A 24,595-nucleotide genomic window follows, 5' to 3' on the forward strand; every position below is an offset into this window, starting at 1 on the left:
AGGGAATCCGGAAAGGACTCGTCGTGGCAACCACGCGCTCCGCACACACCGTCTGGGAAGGCAACCTGCTCGAGGGCAGCGGCGTCGTCACCTTCGACTCGTCCGGCATCGGCGAGCAGCCGGTGTCGTGGCCGTCGCGCGCCGAGAAGGCGAACGGCAAGACCAGCCCCGAAGAGCTGATCGCCGCCGCCCACTCCAGCTGCTTCTCCATGGCGCTGTCGCACGGCCTGGCCGGCGCCGGCACCCCGCCCACCAAGCTCACCACCTCCGCCGACGTCACCTTCCAGCCGGGTGAGGGCATCAAGGGCATCCACCTCACCGTGGAGGGCACCGTCCCGGGCATCGACAACGACGCGTTCGTCGCCGCCGCCGAGGACGCCAAGAAGAACTGCCCGGTCAGCCAGGCCCTCACCGGCACGACCATCACCCTGACGGCCAAGCTGGCCTAGCCGGCTAGGAGCCCGCCCGCTCCCACCCCGGCCGGTCCGGGCGCGGCCCCAGTTGTCTGGGGTCGCGCGACCGGTAGACCACGTACGGGCGGAACACGTACTGCAGCGGGGCGCTGAACATGTGCACCAGCCGGGTGTAGGGCACCAGCGCGATCAGCACCATGCCGATCACCGCGTGCACGTGGTAGAGCACCGGCACCCCCTCCATCAGCCCCGTCTTCGGGTGCAGGGTGAACAGGCTGCGCGCCCAGGGGGCGATGGTGGTGCGGTAGTCGTAGCCGTTGCCGGAGGTGTCGGACAGCTTCGCGACCATGCCGAGCACGATGGCACCGAGCAGGAAGACGTACATGACCTTGTCGTTGGCCGTGGTGGCGCGGAAGACCGGCGCGTTGGTGCGGCGCCGGTAGATCAGCAGCCCGATCCCGGCGACCGTCAGCACCCCGGCGAGGGTGCCGCCGTACAGCGAGAACAGGTGGTACGCGTGCTCGCTGACGCCGGCCGAACGCGTCCACGACGCGGGGACGAACAGCCCGATGAGGTGGCCGACGAGCACGAACAGGATGCCGTAGTGGAACACCGGTGAGGCGATGTTCAGCAGCTTCGACTCGTAGACCTGGGAGGAGCGGGTGGTCCAGCCGAACCGGTCGTAGCGGTGCCGCCAGACCAGCCCGGCGACGAGCAGGACGAACGCGGCGTAGGGCAGGACGCTCCAGAGGAAAACGGTCATCGGCGTGCTCCGGTCGGTGCGGGCGGCAGGGTGGCGCACACGGCGGCCAGGACGCACGCGTACGGCGTGCCCGCGGCGGTGAGCCGGGACCGGAGCTCGCCGAGGGCGTCGCGGTGCTCGACCAGCAGGCCCAGGTCGCCGGTGCGCGACGTGAACTCCAGGACGGCCGGCAGGAAGTCGGGCAGCTCCTCGCCGGTGAACTCCAGGCCGTGGGCGCGGTAGAGCTCCTTGAAGCGGACCAGCGACATCCCGCGCCGCCGGGTGTCGCCGTCGCTCCACCAGCTCAGGTACAGGCTGTGCCGGTTCTTGAAGTCGAAGACCTCCACGTAGTGTGCCTGGAGTGCGCCCTGCGGTGTCACCGCCGCATGGTCGGTGAACTCCCGCAGCTGCGGCGCGGCCTCGCGCAGCAGGGGCAGCCGGGCGCGGAAGTCGTCGTCGGGGTAGGTCAGGCAGAGCGCCGCCGCCTGGTACAGGACCTCGAAGCCGGGCATCACACCTCCCTCTCGTCGTCCGCGGTCTGCCGCCGGCGCAGGATGTGGAAGTTCTCCACCGGCACCAGCGGCAGCCGCCTGCGTCCCGAGTCCTGGCCGAACGGGCCGTCGCCGCCCATGCCGGGGCCGCCGTCGACGTCCAGGCTGCACGTGTCCGGAAGCGCGGACTCCTCCAGCCGCCGCGCGTCCCCGACGGCGGCCGTGGGGATGACGTACCGCTCCTCGTACTTGGCGATCGCCAGCAGCCGGTACATGTCCTCGATCGCGGTCGGCGTCAGGCCGGCGGCGGCCGCGACCGACGGGTCGGTCTCCTCGCCGAGGTTGACCGCCCGCATGTGGGAGCGCATCGCGGCCAGTTTCTCCAGACAGGCTCGCACCGGGGCTACGTCGCCCGCGGTGAACAGCTCCGCCAGGTACTCCAGCGGAATGCGCAGCGTGTCGATCGCGCCGAACAGGTTGTCCGCGTCCTCGCCGTCGTGCCCGGTCTCCGTCAGCGCGTCCACCACCGGCGACAGCGGCGGGATGTACCAGACCATCGGCAGGGTGCGGAACTCGGGATGCAACGGGAGCGCCACCCGGTACCTGCTGACCAGCGCGTGCACGGGGGAGCGCCGGGCCGCCTCCAGCCAGTCGTGCGGGATCCCCGCGGCCTCGCAGGCCCGGCGCACCTCGGGGTCCTCGGGGTCGAGGAAGACGCCCAACTGGGCTTCGTACAGGTCCCGTTCGTTCGGTGTGGACGCCGCCTCGGTCACCTTGTCGGCGTCGTACAGCACGACCCCGAGATACCGCAGCCGCCCCACGCAGGTCTCCGAGCAGACCGTCGGCAGGCCCACCTCGATGCGCGGATAGCACAGCGTGCACTTCTCGGCCTTGCCGGTGCGGTGGTTGAAGTACACCTTCTTGTACGGGCACCCGGTCACGCACATCCGCCAGCCCCGGCAGCGGTCCTGGTCGACCAGGACGACACCGTCCTCCGACCGCTTGTACATCGCCCCGGACGGGCAGGACGCCACGCACGACGGGTTGAGGCAGTGCTCGCAGATGCGCGGCAGATAGAACATGAAGGTCTGCTCGTAGGCGAACCGCACCTTGTCCGAGGCCTCCCGGCGGGTGCGCTCCACCATCGGGTCCAGGTCGCCGTAGGCGGGGGCGCCGCCCAGGTTGTCGTCCCAGTTGGACGACCAGCCGATCTTCATCGGCTTGCCGTCGAGCTGCGAGACGGGCCGCGCCACCGGGTAGTCGTCGCCCAGCGGGGCGTCGGTGAGGTTCTTGTAGTCGTACGTCCAGGGCTCGTAGTAGTCCTTGATCTCGGGCAGCCGCGGGTTGGAGAAGATACCGGCGAGCTTCTTCAGCCGCCCGCCCGCCTTGAGACGCAGCGCGCCCCGCCGGTTCAGCTCCCAGCCGCCCCGCCACTTCTCCTGGTCCTCGTAGCGGCGGGGGTAGCCCTGGCCGGGGCGGGTCTCGACGTTGTTGAACCAGACGTACTCCATGCCCCGCCGGTTGGTCCACGCCTGTTTGCAGGTGACCGAGCAGGTGTGGCAGCCGATGCACTTGTCGAGGTTCATGACCATCGCGATCTGGGCCATCGGGCGCATCAGTACTCGACCTCCTGGGCACGGCGGCGGATCACCGTCACCTCGTCGCGCTGGTTGCCCGTCGGCCCCAGGTAGTTGAACGCCCAGGACAACTGGGCGTAACCGCCGATGAGATGGGTCGGCTTGAGGAGCAGCCGGGTGAGCGAGTTGTGGATGCCGCCGCGCTTCCCGGTCGTTTCGGCGAGCGGCACGTTGACCGTGCGTTCCTGGGCGTGGTGCATGTAGACCGTGCCGGGCGGCATGCGGTGCGAGACGATGGCGCGGGCCACGACCACGCCGTTGCGGTTGACCGCCTCGATCCAGTCGTCGTCGGACACGCCGATCGCGTCCGCGTCCTGGGGCGCCATCCAGATGGTCTGCCCGCCCCGGGACAGCGCCAGCATGAACAGGTTGTCCTGGTACTCGGAGTGGATGGACCACTTGTTGTGCGGGGTGAGGTAGCGGACCGTCACCTCGCGGTGTCCGTCCGGGCCGAGCTGCGGCTCGCCGAACAGCCTGCTCATGTCCAGCGGCGGCCGGTACACCGGCAGCGCCTCGCCCAGCTCGTGCATCCAGTCGTGGTCGAGGAAGAAGTGCTGGCGGCCGGTGAGGGTGTGCCAGGGCTTGAGGTGCTCGGTGTTCAGGGTGAACGCCGTGTACCGCCGCCCGCCGGCCTCGCTGCCCGACCACTCCGGCGAGGTGATCACCGGCACGGGCGCCGCCTGCGTGTCCGCGTACGTGATCCGCTTGCCCTCGTGCTCGGCGGCCAGGTGGGCCATCTCCTGCCCGGTCTTCGCCTCCAGGGTGCGGAAACCCTGCGTGGCGAGGCGGCCGTTGGTGGTGCCGGACAGGGCGAGGATGGTGTTGGCGGCCTTCACCGCGGTGTCCAGCGCGGGGCGCCCGTCGGCCGGGCCGCCGCGCACCGCGCCGTTCGTCCGCCGCAGCAGCTCGACCTCCTCGTCCGGTCTCAGGGTGATGCCCTTGGCGGGCAGCCCCTTGGTCTCCACCAGCGGTCCCAGCGCCGCGAACTTGGCGCCGACCGCCGTGTAGTCCCGCTCCACGACGGTCAGGTTCGGCAAGGTCCTGCCCGGCTCCGGGTCGCACTCCCCGCGCTTCCAGTCCCGCACGACCCCGCCGGGCTGGGCGATCTCGCCCGGGGTGTCGTGCTGGAGCGGCGCCGCCACCAGGTCCCTGCGGACGCCGAGACGGCCGACGGCCAGCTCGCTCAGCTTCTCGGCCAGCGCCTTGAACGTGTCGAAGTCGGTGCGGGCCTGCCAGGGCGGGTCCACGGCCGGGGAGAACGCGTGGACGTAGGGGTGCATGTCGGTGCTGGACAGGTCGTGCTTCTCGTACCAGGTCGCGGCCGGCAGCACCACGTCGGACAGCAGCGTCGAGGAGGTGTGCCGGAAGTCCAGCGACAGCAGCAGGTCGACCTTCCCCTCGGGCGCCTCCTCGTGCCACACCACATCGCGGGGCCGCTCCTCGGGCGACGCCTCCTGGGCGCGCAGCGACGAGTGCGTGCCCAGCAGGTGCTTGGTGAAGTACTCGGCGCCCTTCGCCGACGAGCCCAGCAGGTTGGCCCGCCACAGCGTCACGATCCGCGGCCAGTTCTCCGGGGCGTCCGGGTCCTCGCAGGCGAACTTCAGCGTGCCCGCGCGCAGTTCGGCCACGGCGTTCGCCACCGGGTCGCCGGGGGTCTCGCCCAGCTCCAGCGGGTTGCGGTCGAAGGTCGGGTACGACGGCATCCACCCCGTGCGCGCCGACAGCGCCAGGCAGTCCGCGGCCGTCATCCCCGCGAGCCGCCCCTCACCGAGGGGCGAGGCCAGCACGTCCGCACCGAACCGGTCGTAGCGGAACTGGTCGGTGTTCAGGTACCAGTACGCCGTGCCGATCATCTGGCGCGGCGGCCGGGACCAGTCCGTCGCGGCGGCCAGCGACGCCCAGCCGGTCACCGGGCGGCACTTCTCCTGGCCCACGTAGTGCGCCCAGCCGCCGCCGTTGCGGCCCTGGCAGCCGGTCAGCTGGAGCAGCGCGAGGAAGGCCCGGTAGATCGTCTCCGAGTGGAACCAGTGGTTGGTGCCCGCGCCCATCAGGATCATGCAGCGGCCCTTGGACCTCTCGGCGGTCCGCGCGAACTCGCGGGCGATCCGCACACAGGCCGCCGCCGGGACCGAGGTGTGCGTCTGCTGCCACGCGGGGGTGCCGGGCGCGCCCGCGTCCTCGTACGACGCCGGCCAGTCGCCCGGCACCCCGGCCCGGGCCACGCCGTACTGCGCCAGCAGCAGGTCGAACACGGTCGTCACCAGCGGCCCGCCCGGTCCGCCCAGCCGGGTGGCGGGCACGCCCCGCCGGACGACGTCCCCCCGGCCCTGGCCGTGTGCGCCGCCCTCGGTGTCGAAGCGGGGGAGGAGCACCTCGACGCCCGCCGCCGCCTCGTGGCCGTACAGGCTCAGCCGGGGGCGCACGTCACCGAGGTCCAGGTTCCACTTCCCCCGGTCCGCCTCGTTCCAGCGGAAGCCCAGCGACCCGCCCGGCACCACCGCGCGGCCCGTCACCTCGTCCAGCACGACCGTCTTCCACTCCGCGTCCCGGCCCTCCTGCCCGAGGTCGGCGGCGCGCAGGAACTTCGCCGGCACGTACGCCCCGTCCCGCTCGGTCAGCGTCACCAGGAACGGCAGGTCGGTGAAGCGCCGCACGTAGTCGTCGAAGAAGGGCGTGACCCGGTCGACGAAGAACTCCTTGAGGACCACGTGCCCCATCGCCAGCGCCAGCGCCGCGTCCGTGCCCGGGTGCGGGTGCAGCCACTGGTCGGCGAACTTGGCGTTGTCGGCGTAGTCGGGCGCGACGACGACCACCTTCTGACCCCGGTAGCGGGCCTCCGCCATCCAGTGCGCGTCCGGCGTGCGGGTCACCGGGACGTTGGAGCCCCACATGATCAGATACGCCGCGTCCCACCAGTCGCCCGACTCGGGCACGTCCGTCTGGTCGCCGAAGACCTGCGGGGAGGCCACCGGCAGGTCGGCGTACCAGTCGTAGAACGACAGCATCGGGGCGCCGATGAGGGAGTGGAAGCGGGCCCCGGCCGCGTGCGACACCATCGACATCGCCGGGATGGGGGAGAACCCGGCGATCCGGTCCGGTCCCTGGTGCCGGATGGTGTGGACGTGGGCCGCGGCGACCATCTCCACCGCGTCGTCCCAGCTCGCCCGGACCAGCCCGCCCTTGCCCCGCGCCCGCTGGTAGCGCCGCCGGCGCTCCGGATCGCCCTGGATGTCGGCCCAGGCCAGCACCGGGTCCCCGAGCCGGGCCCGGGCCTCGCGGTACATGTCCAGCAGCACCCCGCGCACGTACGGGTGGCGCACGCGGGTCGGCGAGTACGTGTACCAGGAGAACGCGGCGCCCCGGGGACAGCCGCGCGGCTCGTACTCCGGACGGTCCGGGCCGACCGACGGATAGTCCGTCGCCTGGGTCTCCCAGGTGATGATGCCGTCCTTGACGAACACGTTCCAGCGGCAGGAGCCCGTGCAGTTCACGCCGTGCGTGGAGGTCACGACCTTGTCGTGGCTCCAGCGGTCCCGGTAGAACGCGTCCGACTCCCGCCCGCCGACCAGCCCGATGCTGTGCAGGTCGGGGGCGGCGGTGCCGGGCCGGAAGAACCGGCCCGCGCGCAGCAGCGCCGCGCCCGGCTCGGTGGGCGGTGTCCGCGTGTCGGTCACGTGCGCTCCCTTGCTCGCCTGGCTCCGAACCTAGGGGCCGCAGGGATCGCCCACCTGTCCGCGGCGCCCGTACGGGTCAGGGCGCGCGGTGCCGGGACGGTTCAGGACTTGCGCGCCACCCCCGCGTACACCGGGACGATGCCCTCCGTCTGGGCCGCCACGTCCTCGGGGTCCGGCCGCCAACCGGTCACCGGGATGACGCCGGGGCCCAGCAGCTCCAGGCCGTCGAAGAAACGTGCGAACTCGGCGAGCGAGCGCGGGTGGAACGGCGTGCCGCTGCGGGCGAACAGATTGGCGGCCCGGCCGACCGCCTCCGGGTTCAGGTCGGGCGTGACCTGCGAGAGGATCAGGAAGCTGCCCGGCGCCAGGGCGTCGACGTACCGCTTCAGCAGCCCGTGCACGTCGTCGCCGTCCGCCGCGTCCCCGAGGTAGTGCGTCAGGGCCACCAGCGACAGGGCGACCGGCCGCTCGAAGTCCAGGCACTCGCCGGCCAGCCGCAGGATGGTGTCCGGGTCCCGGACATCCGCGTGGACGTACTCGGTGCCGCCCTCCGCCGAGCCGTGCAGCAGCGCCTCGGCGTGCCGGAGCACGATCGGGTCGTTGTCGGCGTACACCACCCGCGCCTCCGGTGCCACGCCCTGGGCCACCTGGTGCAGGTTCGGCTCGGTGGGGATGCCCGTGCCAATGTCCAGGAACTGGCGGATCCCGGCGTCGGCGACCGTACGGACCGCCCGCTGCATGAACCGGCGGTTGGCACGCGCCCCGCGCACCGCCGTGTCGTCCACGGCCAGGATCTTCCGGGCCAGTTCCTCGTCCACGGGGTAGTTGTCCTTGCCGCCCAGCCACCAGTCGTAGACGCGGGCCGGATGCGGCCGGCTGGTGTCGATGGGGGTGGACGCGGCGTCGGATCCGGTCATGCGGTGTGTTCTCCCTCAGGGATGGTGCTGACGGGTGGCCGGGTCAGTAGTTCTCGCGGTACTCCCGCAGGATCTTCTCGGTGCGCTGGGTGGAGGCGGCGCGTGCCGTCATGTGGTCCAGGACCTCCAGGTGGGTGGAGACCTCCGCGCGGGAGTCGAGGTAGAGCGCGCCGGTCAGGTACTCGGTGAAGACCATGTCGGGCAGCTCCGGCTCGGCGAAACGGAACAGGGTGAACGGGGCGTACGTCCCCGGGTGCGGACCGTCCTCGAACTCGGCGACCTGGAGGGTCACCCGGTCCCGGACGGCGAACTCCAGCAGCCGGTCGAGCTGTTCGCGCATCACCCGGCCGTGGACGCTCACCGGGCGCCGCAGCACCGTCTCGTCCATGATCACCCACAGGTGCGGCGGGTCCGGCCGGTCCAGCAGGCGCTGCCGTTCCATGCGCAGGGACACGTGCCGTTCGACCGCCTCCTGGCCCGCGGTCCCTATCGTCCCGGCGTCCAGGACCGCACGGGCGTAGTCCTCGGTCTGGAGCAGGCCGGGCACGAAGTGCGGCTCGTAGGAGCGGACGATCCGTGCCGCGCCCTCCAGGCTCACGTACAGGCTGAACCAGTCCGGCAGCACGTCGGTGTAGCGCTGCCACCAGCCCGGCCGGTTCGCCTCCTCGGCCAGCGTGACGAACGCCGCGACCTCTTCCTCGGGCACCCCGAACGCCGTCAACAGGATCTGGACATACGGTATTTTCAGCGCGACCTCGGCCGTTTCCATGCGGCGTACGGTCGCCGGGGCCACCCGGAGCACCTTGGCGGCCTCCTCGCGCTTGAGGCCCGCCCGCTCGCGCAGCTCCTGGAGCCGCTTGCCCAGCACCACCTGACCCACGGTGGGTGCCACCCGCCGCTCACTCACGCCACGCCTCCCCAACGCGCCCAAGTCCCCCCGCAGTCTGTCATGTTCCGCCACCGGCCCCACAGGGGCTCAGGGGCGGCGACCGCATTACCCCTCGGGTAATCGACCGATTCCCGTCCGGACGGGATCGTGGAGACACACCGGGGGCCGGACCGGCGCACTCCGGCCCGGCCCCCGGTTCCCCGCAGCCTTGCCCGATCCCGACGGAGGGTGACCCGCCATGTCCACGAACCAGCTCGCCGCACTCGCCCGCACCCTCGAGCCGCAGCTGATGCTCCGCCGCTTCCTGGCCCTGGACGCGGTCGTGACCGGCACCAACGCGCTCGCCTACCTCGCCCTGTCCGGGCCGCTGGGCCGCTTCCTCGGGGCCGGCTCCGGGCTGCTGCTCGGCATCGGCGCGTTCCTCGCCGTGTACACGGCCGCCGTGGGTCTGGTGGCCGCACGCCGGCACCCGCCGGCCCTCGCGGTGCGGGCCGTCGTGGAGGCCAACCTGGCCTGGTCGGCGCTGAGTCTCGCCGCCCTGGCCCTCTGGCTCTCGCCCACCACGGCCGGCGCGGTGTGGACGGTGCTCCAGGCGCTGGTCGTCACGGGATTCGCGCTGCTCCAGTACGCGGCACTGAGGCAGCGTCAGGACACGAGCGTCTGAAGGTACTTGACCGTCGCCGGGTCGGCCGGGAGCAGCGTCTCGATGGCCAGCTCGGCGACCGTCACGTCCATCGGCGTGTTGAAGGTGGAGATGGACGAGATGAACGACAGCGTCCGGCCCTCGTGCTCGATCCGCAACGGCAGCGCGAAGTACGGCACCGGCTCGTCCGGTTCCTCGTCGTGGGCGTCGTCCGGCACCGGGTACGCCGCGACCTCCTCGTACAGCGCCCGCAGGGCCTGTGAGCGGTCCAGGGCGATCTGCCGCTGCATCTGCTCCAGCAGGTGCCCGCGCCACTCGCGCAGGTTGCGGATGCGCGGCGCCAGGCCCTCGGGGTGCAGGGCCAGCCGCATCGCGTTCGGCCGGGGCGCGAGCAGGTGCTCGGGGAGGCCGTCCATCAGCATCGCGATGCCCCGGTTGGCGGCCAGCACCTCGTACCGCGCGTCGACCACCAGCGCGGGATAGGGCTCGTAGCCCCTGATCAGGCGCTCCATGCCCGCGCGCAGGGCGTCCAGCGCCGGGTCGTCCAGCGGGGTCTCCGGGTAGTGCGGGGCGTAGCCCGCCGCGAGGAGCAGCGCGTTGCGCTCCCGCATGGGGACGTCGAGCCGGTCGGCGAGCCGCAGCACCATCTCCTCGCTCGGCCGGGAACGCCCCGTCTCGATGAAGCTGATGTGCCGGGCGGAGGAATCGGCGCGCAGCGACAGCTCCAGCTGGCTGATCCGCCGCCGTTCCCGCCAGGCCCGCAGCAGCGGGCCCACGCCCTGGGCGGTGGGGGTGGTACCGGACATGAGTGCGGTCATACGCGGAACGGTAGTCGACCGCGGGCCCGGCGCGTCCGGCGTCGCGGGCCAGGGCCACGGCGGCCCCGCTGTGGCAGGCTGTCGAGGGTACGGCACCGTGCCCGCACCCCAGCAGACGAGGAGCGCAGCCCATGCCCGTGGAACCGCTGTCGCAGAAGGAGATCGAGGAGCGCCTGGCCGAGCTGCCGGGCTGGTCCCTCGACGGGGACCGCCTCACCCGCGCCTACCGGCTCGACTCGCACTTCGCGGCGACCGCGATGGTCGTGCACGTCGCGCAGGTGCAGGAGGAACTCGACCACCACTCCGACCTGACCCTCGGCTACAACACGGTGACCCTGGCGGTCAGCACCCACAGCGCGGGCGGCGTCGTCACCGAGAAGGACGTCGAGCTCGCCCGCAGGGTGGAGGACCTGGCCGGGAGCCACGGGGCACACTGACGGTGTGCTCGACTACGACGAAGAAGCGGAACGCTACGACGCCCTGCGCGGCGGAGAGCCCCGCGCCGAAGCCGCCGCCCGGGCGGTCCTGAGCCTCGTTCCCCCGCACGCCCGCGGCCTGCTCGACGTCGCCTGCGGCACCGGTATCGTCACCGGACGGCTCGCGGCCGGACGGGCGGGCCTGCGCGTGACCGGCGCCGACCTCGCCCCCGCGATGGCCCGCCGGGCCGCCGCCCGGCTGCCCGGCGCCGTCGTGCTGGCCGACAGCCGCCGGCTGCCCTTCCGGGACGGTGAGTTCGACGCCGTGAGCAGCGTGTGGCTGCTGCACCTGGCCCCCGGCGCCGAGGACGTGCGCACCATCGTCGGCGAGTGCGCCCGCGTGCTGCGGCCCGGCGGGGTGTATGTGACGACGGTCGACAAGGGCGCCGCGCACAACGTGGGCAGCGACATCGACGCCGTGCTCGCCACCCGCCCGCCCAGCACCGCACGCGACGCCGCCGAGGTGGTCGAGTCGTACGCCCGCGCCCACGGCCTGACACCGGCCGGCGAGGCCCGCTTCACCGGCCACGGCCAGGGCCGCAGCCCCCGTCGTACGGTGGCCGACCTGCGGCGGGGCTGGTTCGTCACGCTACCGCCGGGCGGGGAGCTCGCCGAACGCTTCGCCACTCGGCTGGAGGCGCTGCCGGACCAGGAACGGCCCCGGCCGGACCCGGTGTTCACCCTGAGGGCGTTCGCGAAAGCGTAGGCGCCGGGCGGCAACCCCGGCGCCCCCGGTGGCGACCGAGAGGCGGAATGCATCCGTCCTCCAGGAGGTTCGTCACGTGAGGCACCCCCGCAAGCACCGCAGACGCCCCCTCGTCCTGGCCGCAGCGCTCGCCGCCGGCCTCGTCGGCGCGGGTCTGACGACACTGGCCCCGGGCACCGCCGAGGCCGCCACCGCACGCCAGGTCGAGGCCCTCGACCGGGGCGTGGTCAGCGTCCACACCGGTGACGGCAACCTGGTCGGCTGGCGCTGGCTCGCCACCGACCCGGACGACGTCGCGTTCAACGTCTACCGGGCCGGCACGAAGGTCAACTCCAGCCCGGTCACCGGCTCCACCACCTACTTCCACGCCGGCGCACCCTCCCAGGCCGACTACACGGTCCGCGCCGTGGTCAACGGCACCGAGCAGGGCGACTCGGTCCACGCGATCCAGTTCCGGTCCGGCTACAAGGACGTCCCGATCAGCCCGCCCGCCGGCGGCACCACCCCCGACGGCGTCGCCTACACCTACGAGGCCAACGACGCCTCCGTCGGCGACCTCGACGGCGACGGCGCGCTCGACATCGTCCTCAAGTGGCAGCCCACCAACGCCAAGGACAACTCCCAGTCCGGCTACACCGGCAACACCGTCGTCGACGGCATCAGGCTCGACGGCACCCGCCTGTGGCGCGTCGACCTGGGCCGCAACATCCGTTCCGGCGCCCACTACACCCAGTTCCAGGTGTACGACTACGACGGCGACGGCAGGGCCGAGGTCGCCATGAAAACCGCCGACGGCACCGAGGACGGCACCGGCGCGGTCATCGGGAGCCCGTCCGCGGACCACCGCAACTCCTCCGGCTACGTCCTGTCCGGCCCCGAGTACCTGACGATGTTCGACGGGCAGACCGGCAAGGCCATGGGCACCGTCGACTACGTCCCCGCCCGGGGCACCGTCTCGTCCTGGGGCGACTCCTACGGCAACCGCGTCGACCGCTTCCTGGCCGGAACGGCGTACCTGGACGGCTCCCGACCCTCCCTGGTCATGGCCCGCGGCTACTACACGCGCACGGTCATCGCCGCCTGGGACTGGCGCGGCGGCGCCTTCACCCGACGCTGGACCTTCGACACCAACTCCTCCACCAACAGCGGCAAGGGCTACGACGGCCAGGGCAACCACCAGTTGTCCGTCGCGGACGTCGACGGCGACGGCAGGGACGAGATCGTCTACGGCGCCATGGCCGTCGACGACAACGGCAACGCCCTGTGGACCACGCGCAACGGCCACGGCGACGCCATGCACGTCGGTGACCTCGACCCGGGCCGCGCGGGCCTGGAGGAGTTCAAGGTGGACGAGGACGGCTCGAAGCCCTCGTCCTGGATGGCGGACGCGCGCACGGGCCAGGTCATCTGGTCCACTCCCGCGAGCGGCGACAACGGCCGGGGCGTCTCGGCCGACATCTGGTCCGGCAGCGCGGGCGCCGAGTCCTGGTCGTCCGCCGAGAGCGGTATCCGCAATCCCAAGGGCACGGTCGTCCACAGCCGCAAGCCCTCCAGCGCCAACTTCCTGTCCTGGTGGGACGGCGACCCCGTCCGCGAACTCCTCGACGGCACCCGCATCGACAAGTACGGCACGTCCGGCGACACCCGCCTGCTCACCGGCTCCGGGGTGGCGTCGAACAACGGCACGAAGGCCACGCCGGTCCTCTCCGGCGACATCCTCGGCGACTGGCGCGAGGAGGTCGTCTGGCGGACCAGCGACAACAGGGCCCTGCGCATCCACTCCACGCCGTACGACGCGGACACCCGCATCACGACCCTGCTCCACGACACCCAGTACCGCACGGCCCTGGCCTGGCAGAACACGGCCTACAACCAGCCGCCCCACCCGAGCTTCTTCATCGGCGCCAAAATGGCAACGGCCCCGAGACCGGCGGTGTTCACCCCCTGACGCACGCGCCGGGGCACGCCGTTGCGTCGACACGATTCCGTCACGAGATCTTCACGCGGCGCGTTTCCGGGGGATGATGTAGCACGCAACCACATCGCCTCCGGGGGAAGAACCATGAGCAACCACACCACGCCGCCGCCCGCGCCGCCCTATTGGCCGCCGGTGCCTCCGCAGCCCCCGAAGCAGAACCGGACCGCGCTCATCGCGGTCGCCGCGGCCGTCGTCGCCGCGGCGGTCACGGCCGCGGTCACCGTCGGCGTCACCGGCGACGACGAGGCCGAGCCGGCGCCCACGGTCACCGTGACGGAGACCGTGGGCGCCGGGGACACCACCGCGGCCGACGAGGAGACCGAACCCGCCCCCGAGGCCTCGGACGACGGGGTGTACGCGCTCGGCGACACGGTCACCTACGACGGTGAGGTCCGGGTCGGCCTCTCCGGCTTCAAGCGGGCGGTGTCCACCGACACCGCCATGCCCGAGAGCACGCCGTACGTGCGGTTCACCGTCAAGGTCGACAACGGCGGCAGCGAGACGCTCGACGCCACCGCGCTCTCCGTCAACTGCTCCTACGGCAAGGACGGTCACAGCAGCGAGGCCGTCTTCGACAGCGCCACCGGACTGAACGGCGGTCCCGACACCCAGCTTCTCGCCGGACGGTCTATCAACGTGCCGTGGGGCTGCACACTCCCCAAGGGCGAGAAGCTCGTCCAGATCGAGGTCGTCCCGGACTACGAATCCGACACCGCGATCTTCACGGGCGAGATCAAGTAGGGCGCGGCAAGGGACGTGCGAGGGCCGGGCGTCCCTCGGCGTGGACGAGGGACGCCCGGCAGGTTGGTCCCGTCGTCCGGTGACGGGGCCGAGCACACGGAGCCGTCAGGCGCCCCGAAGGGGCGCGGGGAACTGCGCGACCAGCCACACACGGCCCGCAGTCGAACATCCCGCCCCACCCGCGGAGCGCCTCGCGGGGACTATTCGAGCAGCTCCGCGTACGAACCCATGGCGAGGGCGATGTCCGCCTGCGCCCAGAACCGGTGGTACGTGAACGTGGGCGCGGCACCGCCCGCGAGATAGCTCTCGATCTTCGACCAGGCCGGGTCGTCCTGGTAGAAGGAGCGGATCGAGGAGAACGTCGACGACGCGCCGATCGTGTCGCCGTTCGGCATGGTGCCGGTCCAGCCGTCCGGGACGTGGACGCCGTCGTCGAAGCGGTTGTAGTCGGCGCGGGTCTCCGGGACGGCGATGCCGAGCGCGTCCTGGTTGTTCGCCCACATGCCGTCGAGCAGCGCCTTGGCGGTCGCGGCCGCCTCCGTGTCGCCCGAGCGGTCGGCGTAGTACGTCAGGGTCTTGGCGTACGCGGCCGCCACACCGACGTCGTCGGTGTAGTCGGCGACCGTGACGTGCAGGTCGCCGTTGTCACCCGGGGACGCGGCGTTCCAGGTGTCGGGCTTGCCCGACCACCGCAGCGTCGACGGGATCCGGAAACTGCCGTCCGGGTTGACCGTCGTCTCCGACAGCGCCCAGTCGACCCACTTGTCCAGGACCGCCTTGGCGTCCGCGTCACCGCTCTGCTGGTAGTACTCGGCGACCCGTTCCATGGACCACGCCTGGAAGCCGAACCACTGGTTGGACGGCGGGTCGTGGTACACCGGCTTCTCGTCGTAGTACATGCCGTAGAAGGTCGGCGTACCGGCCGGCGGCGTCGCGTACCGGCCCGCCCAGCTGTTGGTCGCGCCGCCCGCGATGGCCCCCTCGTCGGACTGCAGCCAGCGGTAGAACTCCAGCTGCCGGTCGAGGGACTTGGCCCAGTCCGCCGCGCCCGTCGCCGACTTGGGCTTCAGATCGGCGTAGCTGCTCAGGGCGTACGCGGCCAGCGGGTTCTGGTAGCCGCCGTGGGCGTGGCTGGAACCGATGCGCCAGGCCCAGCCCGCCGAGGTGTCGGTGGCACCGCCCCAGGCGTAGTACCAGGACAGCAGGTAGTGCGAGGAGTCCTTGCCGGTGCCGGCCGGGCAGCTCGCCGGCCCCACGCAGTTGCCCACCTTCTTGAAGTACTTGTCGTACATCGCGTAGCGCAGGTAGTCGCCCATCTTGGCGGCCTTGGCGACGGTCCCGGAGACCTCCGCGCCCTTGCCCTGGCCCTTCGCCCAGATGTCCGCCCAGTACGCGGCCTGCACGGCCCGCGCGTCCGCGTCCGGGGCGTTGGTGAACTTCCACTGCTTGGCGTAGGACGCGTCGCCGGTGAACAGGTCCAGGTACCCGTTCTTGCCGCCGTACTTGAAGGCGTCGCAGGTCGGCTGCGGCACCGTCTCCCACACCGACTCCTGCGCGCCGCGCTGGAAGGTGTTGATGTACGACGGGCCGGTGTCGGACGGACCCGCCTCGCACTTGCCGGGCGAGTTGCCGTAGCCGTAGACGTTGTCGACGTCCTGCAGCCAGTGCATGCCGTACACGTCGTCCGTGCCGTACGCCGACTTCAGCTCACCGGCGATCGGGTCGGGGCCGGCCGGCACCGTGCCGTCGAGCTTCGCCGGGTACTCCTCCGGCGTGTCCAGCTCGGGGGCGTAGGTGGCCGGCTTGGAGGCGTTGTACGAGGAGTTCGTCGGCTGGTCGGCGTGCGTGGGGATCATGTACTTCTCCATGATTCCCCAGGCGTTGTTGAACTTGGACCAGTCGCCGGTCACCTTGCCGTACATCGCCTGGAGCCACAGCAGATAGCTGTACGCCTCGGACGTGGTCTCGTGGCCGTGGTCCGGTGCCTCGACGATGAGTGTCTCGACCGAGTGGTACGGGATGCCCTCCGGGGAGAAGTAGCCGCTCGCCGGGTCGGTGATCTTGCCGTAGAGCTCCAGGAAGCGGGCGTCGTAGTCCTTCGCCGCCGCCAGCTGCGTCACCGTCACCGCGGCCTTGCCGTGCCCCGGGGCCGTCGACTCGAAGACCGCCGAGCCGGTACCGGAGGCGTCGGCGGCCACGGTCACCTTCTGCGCGGTCCCCCAGTTCGACGGGGTGAAGGTGAGGCTCGCCCCGCCGGTGACGGACAGGCCGCTGTTGCCGCTCGCCCGCGCGGTCGTCACGGTCACGTTCGCGGCCGGCTGCTTGGACAGCTTCACCTCGTACGTGCCCGACTCGCCCTGCTGGACGCCGAGTTGGCCGGGCGTGGCGACCACGACCGGTCCCGAGGCGATGGTGATGCCGACCGGGGTGGAGTCCGCGGAGGCGCCCGTGCTGTCGTACGCCTTCGCCACCAGGGAATGACTGCCCACGGTCAAGCCAGAGGCCGAGTAGGTGTAGGGCGCGCTGGTGTCGGTGCCGAGCAGGGTGGTGTCGTCGTAGAACTCCACCTTGCTGATCGTGGCGCTGTCCGCGGCGGCAGCCGTGGCCGCCAGGGGCACCGCCTCACCCTGCGAGTACACGGCGCCCGCCTCCGGGCTGGTCAGCACGGTGATCGGCGGCTGGTGCGCGCCGGTGCACGGGGTGCCGTTGACCGCGAAATTCGTCGGCGCGGTGTTGGTGCCGCTGTAGGTGAACTGCCCGCCGGTGGAGACGGCGGCGCCGGCCGCGACCCGCCCGTTGTACGAGGCGTTCTTCACGGTGACCGTCCGGCCGGACTGGGACCAGGTGCCGTTCCAGCCGTTCGTCAGCTTCTGGTCGCCCGTGTAGGCGTAGGTCAGCGTCCAGCCGTCGATGGCGTCGGCGCCGCGGTTGGTCAGGGTCAGGTCGGCGGTGAAGCCGGAGCCCCAGTCGTTGGTCCGGTAGTCCACGCTGCACTGAAGTGCCGCGGCCTGAGCGGGGGTCGAACCGGTTCCGACCATGGTCAGGGGAAGTGCGAGGGCCGCCGCCGCGGCCGTCCACAGGCGCCGCGTGCCATGGCGTCTGCGTCTGCGTCGGGGATGCATGTGCTGGTTCCTCCTGCGGCTCGAAGAGGGGGAGTGGGGGAGGAGCGACAAGCCTTGAACCAGTGGGAGCGCTCCCATAGTGCGGAGAGGGTCCCGAGCGGTCAAGGTGTGTGAAGAGTCGAAAAGATTCGACAGATGGCGCGGACGGAAAGTCGGTAACTCCTCTGTTCTTTGCCGTCACTTGGCGCTACCTTCGCTGCACCAGTGGGAGCGGTTCCATCAGTCGACGCGTCCGTCACGGCGCGCCCGAACTGCAAGGAGTCGCTCGTGCGACACCCCCCGCTCCACCTCCCGCGTTCAGGACTTTTAGCCGCCGTTGCGGCCGGTCCGACGCGCGATCGTCCGATGTACCGGTGCACAGCTCCCCCCGCGGGCTGCCTGCCGCTGCCCGCGGGCCGCTCCCGGCCTCCGACCGAGGCGGCGCCCCCGTGCCGTCCGGCAGCGGCCCGCGCCCGGCATGCGCGTGGCCCCGTACGACCGCACCCGCACCCCGACGAAAGAAGGAACCCCCACTCATGACCCGGACCAGAACCGCGATGCTCGCCGCCCTGACGCTGGTCGCCGGCGCCTCCGGCACGGCCCTCGCCGCCCACTCCGCGAGCGCCGGAGCGGCGGCCGCCGCCTGTACCGTCGACTACAAGGTGCAGAACGACTGGGGCAGCGGCTTCACCGCCGCCGTGACCGTCACCAACAACGGCGCCGCCACCTCCAGTTGGTCGCTGGGGTGGACGTACGCCGGCAGCCAGAAGGTGACCAACAGCTGGAACGCGAAGGTCAGCCAGAGCGGTGCCGCCGTCACGGCGGCCAACGAGTCCTACAACGGGACGCTCGCCACCGGCGGTTCGGCGAGCTTCGGTTTCCAGGGCACCTACAGCGGCAGCAACGCGATCCCGGCCACCTTCACCCTCAACGGCGTGACCTGCAACGTCGACGGCGGGCCGACCGACCCCACCGACCCGACCGATCCCACGGACCCGACCGACCCCGGGCCGTCCGGCCGGGTGGACAACCCCTACGCCGGCGCCAAGGGGTACGTGAACCCGGAGTGGTCCGCGAAGGCGGCGGCCGAGCCCGGCGGCAGCCGGGTCGCCAACCAGCCCACCGGTGTCTGGCTGGACCGGATCGCGGCCATCAACGGCGTCAACGGTGGCATGGGCCTGCGCGACCACCTCGACGAGGCGCTGAAGCAGAAGGGCTCCGGCGAGCTGTACGTCCAGCTCGTCATCTACAACCTGCCCGGACGTGACTGCTCGGCCCTGGCCTCCAACGGCGAGCTGGGTCCGACGGAGATCGACAAGTACAAGACGCAGTACATCGACCCGATCGCCGCGATCCTCGCCGACCCGAAGTACGCCTCGCTGCGGATCGTCACCACGGTCGAGATCGACTCGCTGCCCAACCTCGTCACCAACGTCTCGGGCCGGCCGACCGCCACGCCCAACTGCGACGTGATGAAGGCCAACGGCAACTACCAGAAGGGCGTCGGCTACGCCCTGAACAAGCTCGGTGACATCGGTAACGTCTACAACTACATCGACGCCGGCCACCACGGCTGGCTCGGCTGGGACGACAACTTCGGCCCCTCGGCCGACATGTTCAAGACGGCCGCCACCACCGAGGGCGCGACCGTGAACGACGTCCATGGCTTCATCGTCAACACCGCCAACTACAGCGCGCTGAAGGAGAACAACTTCAAGATCACGGACAGTGTGAACGGCACGTCCGTGCGCCAGTCGAAGTGGGTCGACTGGAACCGCTACACCGACGAGCTCTCCTACGCCCAGGCCATGCGCGACAAGCTGGTCTCGATCGGCTTCGACCAGAAGATCGGCATGCTCATCGACACCTCCCGCAACGGCTGGGGCGGCACCCAGCGGCCCACCGGTCCCGGCGCCACCACCAGCGTCGACACCTACGTCAACGGCGGCCGCTACGACCGCCGCATCCACCTCGGCAACTGGTGCAACCAGTCCGGCGCGGGCCTCGGCGAACGGCCGAAGGCCAACCCCGAGCCGGGCATCGACGCCTACGTGTGGATGAAGCCGCCGGGTGAGTCGGACGGCGCGAGCAAGGAGATCCCGAACAACGAGGGCAAGGGCTTCGACCGGATGTGCGACCCGACGTACACCGGCAACGCCCGCAACGGCAACAGCATGTCCGGCGCCCTCCCGGACGCCCCGCTCTCCGGGCAGTGGTTCTCCGCGCAGTTCCAGGAGCTGATGAAGAACGCCTACCCGCCCCTGTCGTGAGCGGGCCCGGGTGTAGGTAGACACCGTCGGGGTCCGGCCTCCCACGGCCGGACCCCGCACGGTCGTTTTGCGATTGCGGCAACAGAACTTGCCCCGGCGCGGTGAGTCGTCGCACCCTGACGGCCCGCGAACGGAAGGCTGACCGGCATGGCGCACGACCACGACCACCAGCACGACCACCCTGACAAGCGTGACCACCGGCACGAGCCCGGTCATCACCACGACCACGACCACGACATCGACTGGGCCGCGATGGCCCCGCTGCTGGAGGCGCAGGCGGAGCTGTTCACGCCCCTGTACCGGCGGGCGATGGCCTGGCTGGCCCGGGAGGTGACCGAGCCGGGACTCATCGCCGACGTGGGCAGCGGACCCGGCGTCGTCTCCTGTCTGTTCGCCGACGCCTTCCCGGACGCCCGGGTCGTTGCCGTCGACGGGGCCGGCCCCCTCCTGGAGCGGGCCCGCGACCGGGCCGCCCGGCTCGGCGTCGCCGACCGCTTCGGCACCCTCACCGGTGAACTGCCGGGCGTCCTGGGCGAGCTCGACTACCCGGCCGACCTGCTGTGGGCGAGCCAGAGCCTGCACCACCTGGGCGACCAGCGCGCCGCCCTCGCCGCGCTCGCCGGACACCTCGCCCCCGGCGGCACCCTGGCGATCCTGGAGGGCGGGCTGCCCGCCCGCTTCCTGCCCCGGGACATCGGCATCGGGCGCCCGGGGCTGCAGGCCCGGCTGCACGCCGCCGAGGAGGACGCGTTCGCCGAGATGCGCGCGAGCCTTCCCGGCTCCGTGGCCGAGGCCGAGGACTGGCCGGCGCTGCTGTCCGCGGCGGGCCTGAAGCACACCGGCACCCGAAGCTTCCTGCTGGACCTGCCCGCGCCCGTCTCCGACGAGGCGCGCGCGTACGTCGCCGCCTCCCTGTCCCGGGTGCGGGAGCGCTTCGGCGAGGGCCTCGACGCCGAGGACCGGGCCACCCTCGACCGCCTGCTCGACCCCGAGGACGCCGCGAGCGTGCACCGGCGGCCCGACGTGTTCGTCCTGCTGGCGCACACGGTCTACACGGCGGTGCGGCCCGCCGACTGACGGCGGGGAACCGGACCGCACAGGCAGGAGGGGCCCGGTCCGTCCGGACCGGGCCCCTCGGTGCGCGTGCGGGTCAGGCGACGTCGAACTCCGCCGGGTCCGGGCCCAGGCGCCGGTCCTCGTTCAGCGCGCTGATCGCCGCGAGGTCCTCGGTGTCCAGGGAGAAGCCGAACACGTCGATGTTCTCCTCGATCCGCGACGGCGTCACGGACTTCGGGATCACGACGTTGCCGAGCTGGAGGTGCCAGCGCAGCACGACCTGGGCCGGGGTGCGGTTGTGCTTCTGGGCGATCGCCACGATCGCCGGGATCTCCAGGATGCCCTTGCCCGAGCCGAGCGGGGACCAGGCCTCGGTGGCGATGCCCTGCTTCGCGTGGATGTCGCGGGCGGCGTGCTGCTGGAGGTGCGGGTGCAGCTCGATCTGGTTGACGGCCGGGACGACCGACGTCTCGGCGATCAGCCGCTCCAGGTGCTCCGGCAGGAAGTTGGAGACGCCGATGGCCCGGACCCGGCCGTCGGCGTACAGCTTCTCGAACGCCTTGTACGTGTCGACGTAGCGGTCCTTCGACGGCAGCGGCCAGTGGATCAGGTACAGGTCCACGTAGTCGAGGCCGAGCTTGGCCAGCGACGTGTCGAAGGCGCGCAGGGTGGAGTCGTACCCCTGGTCGCTGTTCCAGAGCTTGGTGGTGACGAAGAGGTCCTCGCGGGCGACGCCGGAAGCGGCGATGGCCTTGCCGGTGCCCTCTTCATTGCCGTAGATCGCCGCTGTGTCGATGCTGTGGTACCCGGCCTCCAGGGCCGTGGCGACGGCCGTCTCGGCCTCGTCGTCCGGCACCTGCCAGACGCCGAAGCCCAGCTGGGGCATCTCGACGCCGTTGTTCAGGATGATCGGGGGGACCTTGCTGCTCACGAGCTCTTGATCCTTCGGTTGTGGTCAGGTGGTACTCCCATCGTCAACGATCACGAGGCGCCGTGCATTCCTGACCGCGAAACTCATGCCCGGTACAGGGCTTCGACCTCGGTGGCGTAGGCGTTCTCGATGGCCTTGCGCTTGAGCTTCAGCGACGGGGTCAGCAGCCCGTGCTCCTCGGTGAACGGCTGGGCCAGGATGCGGAAGGTGCGGATCGACTCGGCCTGGGAGACGAGCGTGTTGGCCGCGACGACCGCGCGCCGCACCTCCGTCTCCAGGTCGGCGTCGTGCACCAGTTCGGCCGAGGACATCCGGGGCTTGTTGCGCATCGTCAGCCAGTGTTCGACCGCCTCCTGGTCGAGGGTGATCAGGGCGGCGATGTAGGGGCGGTCGTTGCCGACGACGATGCACTGGTTGACCAGCGGATGGTCCCGGACGCGCTCCTCCAGCAGTCCCGGCGAGACGCTCTTGCCGCCGGAGGTCACCAGGATCTCCTTCTTGCGGCCGGTGATGGTGAGGTAGCCGTCCTCGTCCAGCGAGCCCAGGTCACCGGTGGCCAGCCAGCCGTCGTGCAGTGTCTCGTCGGTGGCCTTCGGGTTGTTGAGGTAGCCCTGGAAGACGTTGGCGCCGTTCAGCCAGATCTCGCCGTCGTCCGCGATGTGCACGGTGACGCCCGGGATGGGGCGGCCGACCGTGCCGTAGCGGGTGCGCTCGGGTGGGTTGGCGGTGGCCGCCGCCGTGGACTCGGTCAGACCGTAGCCCTCGTAGATCTGCACGCCCGCGCCCGCGAAGAACAGGCCGAGCCGCCGGTCCATCGCCGAGCCGCCCGACATGGCGTTGCGGATGCGTCCGCCCATCGCGGCCCGCACCTTGGTGTAGACGAGTTTGTCGAACAGCTGGTGCTGCATCCGCAGGCCCGCCGAGGGGCCCGGGCCGATGCCCCAGGCCTTGGCCTCCACCGCCTCCGCGTACTTCACCGCCACGTCGACGGCCTTCTCGAAGGGGCCGGACTTCCCCTCCTTGTCGGCCTTGCGCCGGGCCGCGTGGAACACCTTCTCGAAGATGTACGGCACGGCCAGGATGAACGTCGGCCGGAAGGCGGCCAGGTCGGGCAGCAGCGCGGCGGCGTTCAGCTGCGGCTGGTGGCCGAAGCGGACCCGGCCCCGGATCGCCGCGACCTCCACCATCCGTCCGAAGACGTGCGCGAGCGGCAGGAACAGCAGGGTCGACGCCTCGTCGCCCTTCTTGGAGTGGAACACCGGCTCCCAGCGTCTGATGACGGTGTCCGCCTCGTACATGAGGTTGCCGTGCGAGATGACGCAGCCCTTGGGGCGGCCCGTGGTGCCCGAGGTGTAGATGACGGTGGCGACCGAGTCGGGCGTGACCGCCTGCCGGTGCCGGTGCACCACCTCGTCGTCGAGGTGGGCGCCCGCGTCGTACAGCTGCTGGACGGCGCCGGAGTCGAGCTGCCACAGGCCGCGCAGGTGCGGCAGCCGGTCGATGACGGTGGCGATCGTCATCGCGTGGTCCTCGTGCTCCACGACCGCCGCCGTCACCTCGGCGTCGTACAGCATCCACAGGCACTGCTCGGCCGAGGACGTCGGGTAGACGGGCACCACCTGGGCACCGATCGTCCACAGGGCGAAGTCGAAGAGCGTCCACTCGTAGCGGGTGCGGGACATGATGGCGACCCGGTCGCCGAAGCGGATGCCCTGGGCGAGCAGGCCCTTGGCGAGGGCCAGCACCTCGTCGCGGAAGGCGGCGGCGGTCACGTCCCGCCACTGCCCGTCCTCGTCCTTGCGGCCCAGGGCGATGTGCTGCGGGTCCTCCTGGGCATGCCGGAAGACCACGTCGGCCAGACCGCCCACGGGTGGTGCCGACGCCGTCGGAGGGTTGGTGAACTCGCGCAAACCCGCTCCCCGCTCCTGGTGACGCCCCGCACGGCGCGGTGAAAGCTACCCCACGCGGGGCGGGGACGGGAGGGCCGTCGGAATCGAGCAGCGCTCATGTCCGCGCTGGTCGGTGAGAGGAAATGCGCTCACATGGGGAAGGGTCGGACACTTTCCTGACGGTTGAGTAAGTTTCGGTGCCGTAATCTCCACCGAATCTGTACGACCCGCTTACCGCCGGTAGGAAGCCGGCGAAGCCGCCGTCTCCTCCTTCAGCGCAGGCGCACCGCATTCCGTCACACCTGTGCCGGACCCGCGCGCCGGGAAGGGTGCAGCCGGTCGCCGCCCGCAAGGATCGCCGCCGCCAGGGCGTCCGCGGCGCCCTGCGCCGAGGGGTGGCGGCGCCCGTGCACCAGCACGAAGTCGACGCGGCCCAGCTCCGGCAGCCCGGCCCGGTCCGGCACGCGCACCAGGCCGGGCGGGACGAGTCCGCGCGAGTGCGCCATCACGCCGAGGCCCGCCCGGGCCGCCGCGATCAGCCCGTTGAGGCTGCCGCTGGTGCAGGCGATGCGCCACTCGCGGCCCTGCCGTTGCAGCGCGTCCAGCGCGAGCGCGCGGGTGATGCCCGGCGGCGGATAGACGATGAGCGGCACCGGGCGGTCCGGGTCGAGGCGCAGCCGCTCCGCGCCGATCCACACCAGCCGGTCGTGCCAGACCGGCTCGCCGCGCGGGTCCTCGGGGCGCCGCTTGGCCAGCACCAGGTCGAGTTTCCCGGCGGCAAGCTGTTCGTGGAGCGTGCCCGACAGTTCCACGGTCAGCTCCAGGTCGACCTCCGGGTGGTCCTGCCGGAAGCTCTCGAGGATCTCCGGCAGCCTGGTCAGCACGAAGTCCTCGGAGGCCCCGAAGCGCAGCCGTCCGCGCAGCCGGGTGCCGGCGAAGAAGGCCGCCGCCTGCTCGTGCACCTCCAGGATGCGGCGCGCGAAGCCCAGCATCGCCTCACCGTCCTCGGTCAGCTCCACGGAGTGCGTGTCCCGCGTGAACAACTGCCGCCCGGTGGCGTCCTCCAGCCGCCGCACGTGCTGGCTCACCGTCGACTGGCGCAGCCCGAGCCGCCGCGCGGCCTGCGTGAAGCTCAGCGTCTGGGCCACGGTCAGGAAGGTCCGCAGCTGGGAGGGGTCGTACACGCGCCCCACCGTACCCGGTCATCGTGGTACGTGATGACA

At 71.5% G+C, this 24,595-nt stretch carries 19 protein-coding genes; 8 read left to right on the forward strand and 11 right to left on the reverse strand.

Features of this window, described 5'->3' with window-relative positions:
• Positions 1-23 precede the first annotated feature (23 nt).
• Positions 24-449: an OsmC family protein gene (locus tag IEZ05_RS24655; RefSeq protein ID WP_189232415.1), complete on the forward strand. Its 426-nt coding sequence runs from the start codon at positions 24-26 to the stop codon at positions 447-449.
• Between the two features lie 4 nt (positions 450-453).
• On the opposite strand, the gene narI is transcribed toward IEZ05_RS24655, so the two are convergent.
• The 6 genes from narI to IEZ05_RS24685 form a co-directional block, all read right to left on the reverse strand.
• The gene (gene narI / locus IEZ05_RS24660; RefSeq protein ID WP_189232416.1) at positions 454-1,176 is read right to left on the reverse strand and encodes a respiratory nitrate reductase subunit gamma; all 723 of its coding nucleotides are present in this window, start codon (positions 1,174-1,176) and stop codon (positions 454-456) included.
• Positions 1,173-1,667, reverse strand: a complete 495-nt coding sequence (gene narJ, locus IEZ05_RS24665; RefSeq protein WP_189232417.1) for a nitrate reductase molybdenum cofactor assembly chaperone — start codon at positions 1,665-1,667, stop codon at positions 1,173-1,175. The genes narI and narJ overlap by 4 nt, the downstream gene beginning before the upstream one ends.
• Positions 1,667-3,262, reverse strand: a complete 1,596-nt coding sequence (gene narH / locus IEZ05_RS24670) for a nitrate reductase subunit beta (protein ID WP_189232418.1) — start codon at positions 3,260-3,262, stop codon at positions 1,667-1,669. The genes narJ and narH overlap by 1 nt, the downstream gene beginning before the upstream one ends.
• Positions 3,262-6,957 carry a nitrate reductase subunit alpha gene (locus IEZ05_RS24675; RefSeq protein ID WP_189232419.1) on the reverse strand — a complete coding sequence of 1,232 codons (3,696 nt, stop codon included), beginning with the start codon at positions 6,955-6,957 and terminating at the stop codon, positions 3,262-3,264. Before IEZ05_RS24675 ends, narH begins: the two co-directional genes overlap by 1 nt.
• Positions 6,958-7,058: 101 nt before the next feature.
• Positions 7,059-7,874 carry an SAM-dependent methyltransferase gene (locus IEZ05_RS24680; protein ID WP_189232420.1) on the reverse strand — a complete coding sequence of 272 codons (816 nt, stop codon included), beginning with the start codon at positions 7,872-7,874 and terminating at the stop codon, positions 7,059-7,061.
• 43 nt (positions 7,875-7,917) lie between these two features.
• A complete protein-coding gene (locus tag IEZ05_RS24685) occupies positions 7,918-8,781 on the reverse strand; it encodes a helix-turn-helix domain-containing protein (RefSeq protein ID WP_189232421.1) in 864 nt (287 codons plus the stop codon).
• Between the two features lie 220 nt (positions 8,782-9,001).
• On the opposite strand from IEZ05_RS24685, the gene IEZ05_RS24690 reads away from it, so the two are divergent.
• Entirely contained in the window at positions 9,002-9,427 is a 426-nt protein-coding gene (locus IEZ05_RS24690) for a hypothetical protein (protein WP_189232422.1), read from the forward strand.
• Here IEZ05_RS24690 and IEZ05_RS24695 read toward each other — a convergent pair.
• Complete coding sequence (locus tag IEZ05_RS24695) at positions 9,409-10,224, reverse strand: helix-turn-helix domain-containing protein (RefSeq protein ID WP_189232423.1); 816 nt, start codon at positions 10,222-10,224, stop codon at positions 9,409-9,411. The genes IEZ05_RS24690 and IEZ05_RS24695 overlap by 19 nt on opposite strands.
• A 131-nt stretch (positions 10,225-10,355) precedes the next feature.
• On the opposite strand from IEZ05_RS24695, the gene IEZ05_RS24700 reads away from it, so the two are divergent.
• From IEZ05_RS24700 to IEZ05_RS24715, 4 genes are all read left to right on the forward strand, one after another.
• The gene (locus tag IEZ05_RS24700) at positions 10,356-10,661 is read left to right on the forward strand and encodes a 4a-hydroxytetrahydrobiopterin dehydratase (RefSeq protein WP_189232424.1); all 306 of its coding nucleotides are present in this window, start codon (positions 10,356-10,358) and stop codon (positions 10,659-10,661) included.
• A 4-nt stretch (positions 10,662-10,665) separates the two neighbouring features.
• A complete protein-coding gene (locus tag IEZ05_RS24705; RefSeq protein ID WP_189232425.1) occupies positions 10,666-11,406 on the forward strand; it encodes a class I SAM-dependent methyltransferase in 741 nt (246 codons plus the stop codon).
• A gap of 76 nt (positions 11,407-11,482) precedes the next feature.
• Positions 11,483-13,354 (forward strand): rhamnogalacturonan lyase, encoded by a 1,872-nt coding sequence (locus IEZ05_RS24710; protein WP_189232426.1) that lies wholly within the window; start codon positions 11,483-11,485, stop codon positions 13,352-13,354.
• A gap of 114 nt (positions 13,355-13,468) precedes the next feature.
• A complete protein-coding gene (locus IEZ05_RS24715; RefSeq protein ID WP_189232427.1) occupies positions 13,469-14,125 on the forward strand; it encodes a hypothetical protein in 657 nt (218 codons plus the stop codon).
• Between the two features lie 200 nt (positions 14,126-14,325).
• Here IEZ05_RS24715 and IEZ05_RS24720 read toward each other — a convergent pair whose 3' ends face one another.
• Positions 14,326-17,247 carry a glycoside hydrolase family 48 protein gene (locus IEZ05_RS24720; protein WP_189232428.1) on the reverse strand — a complete coding sequence of 974 codons (2,922 nt, stop codon included), beginning with the start codon at positions 17,245-17,247 and terminating at the stop codon, positions 14,326-14,328.
• Positions 17,248-17,762: 515 nt separating this feature from the next.
• Here IEZ05_RS24720 and IEZ05_RS24725 point away from each other — a divergent pair.
• Both IEZ05_RS24725 and IEZ05_RS24730 read left to right on the forward strand, forming a co-directional pair.
• On the forward strand, positions 17,763-19,496 hold the full coding sequence (locus tag IEZ05_RS24725; RefSeq protein WP_189232429.1) for a glycoside hydrolase family 6 protein: 1,734 nt from the start codon (positions 17,763-17,765) through the stop codon (positions 19,494-19,496).
• Positions 19,497-19,643: 147 nt separating this feature from the next.
• Positions 19,644-20,573, forward strand: coding sequence for a class I SAM-dependent methyltransferase (locus tag IEZ05_RS24730; protein WP_189232430.1), 930 nt, complete (start codon positions 19,644-19,646; stop codon positions 20,571-20,573).
• A 73-nt stretch (positions 20,574-20,646) separates the two neighbouring features.
• On the opposite strand, the gene IEZ05_RS24735 is transcribed toward IEZ05_RS24730, so the two are convergent.
• The 3 genes from IEZ05_RS24735 to IEZ05_RS24745 all read right to left on the reverse strand — a co-directional run bounded on the left by IEZ05_RS24735 (position 20,647) and on the right by IEZ05_RS24745 (position 24,556).
• Entirely contained in the window at positions 20,647-21,483 is an 837-nt protein-coding gene (locus IEZ05_RS24735; protein WP_189232431.1) for an aldo/keto reductase, read from the reverse strand.
• A gap of 83 nt (positions 21,484-21,566) precedes the next feature.
• Positions 21,567-23,393, reverse strand: coding sequence for an AMP-dependent synthetase/ligase (locus IEZ05_RS24740; protein ID WP_189232432.1), 1,827 nt, complete (start codon positions 23,391-23,393; stop codon positions 21,567-21,569).
• Positions 23,394-23,668: 275 nt separating this feature from the next.
• Positions 23,669-24,556, reverse strand: a complete 888-nt coding sequence (locus IEZ05_RS24745; protein WP_189232433.1) for a LysR substrate-binding domain-containing protein — start codon at positions 24,554-24,556, stop codon at positions 23,669-23,671.
• Between the last annotated feature and the right edge of the window lie 39 nt (positions 24,557-24,595).

The organism is Streptomyces flaveolus (assembly GCF_014648815.1).
In the GTDB taxonomy this organism is placed as follows: domain Bacteria; phylum Actinomycetota; class Actinomycetes; order Streptomycetales; family Streptomycetaceae; genus Streptomyces; species Streptomyces flaveolus.

What these genes read in the sequence shown, in the direction of transcription:
- narI (WP_189232416.1), bottom strand. Translation starts at nt 1,176, where the DNA reads ATGACCGTTTTCCTCTGGAGCGTCCTGCCCTACGCCGCGTTCGTCCTG.
- narJ (WP_189232417.1), bottom strand. Translation starts at nt 1,667, where the DNA reads ATGCCCGGCTTCGAGGTCCTGTACCAGGCGGCGGCGCTCTGCCTGACC.
- narH (WP_189232418.1), bottom strand. Translation starts at nt 3,262, where the DNA reads ATGCGCCCGATGGCCCAGATCGCGATGGTCATGAACCTCGACAAGTGC.
- IEZ05_RS24680 (WP_189232420.1), bottom strand. Translation starts at nt 7,874, where the DNA reads ATGACCGGATCCGACGCCGCGTCCACCCCCATCGACACCAGCCGGCCG.
- IEZ05_RS24690 (WP_189232422.1), top strand. Translation starts at nt 9,002, where the DNA reads ATGTCCACGAACCAGCTCGCCGCACTCGCCCGCACCCTCGAGCCGCAG.
- IEZ05_RS24695 (WP_189232423.1), bottom strand. Translation starts at nt 10,224, where the DNA reads ATGACCGCACTCATGTCCGGTACCACCCCCACCGCCCAGGGCGTGGGC.
- IEZ05_RS24700 (WP_189232424.1), top strand. Translation starts at nt 10,356, where the DNA reads ATGCCCGTGGAACCGCTGTCGCAGAAGGAGATCGAGGAGCGCCTGGCC.
- IEZ05_RS24715 (WP_189232427.1), top strand. Translation starts at nt 13,469, where the DNA reads ATGAGCAACCACACCACGCCGCCGCCCGCGCCGCCCTATTGGCCGCCG.
- IEZ05_RS24720 (WP_189232428.1), bottom strand. Translation starts at nt 17,247, where the DNA reads ATGCATCCCCGACGCAGACGCAGACGCCATGGCACGCGGCGCCTGTGG.
- IEZ05_RS24725 (WP_189232429.1), top strand. Translation starts at nt 17,763, where the DNA reads ATGACCCGGACCAGAACCGCGATGCTCGCCGCCCTGACGCTGGTCGCC.
- IEZ05_RS24730 (WP_189232430.1), top strand. Translation starts at nt 19,644, where the DNA reads ATGGCGCACGACCACGACCACCAGCACGACCACCCTGACAAGCGTGAC.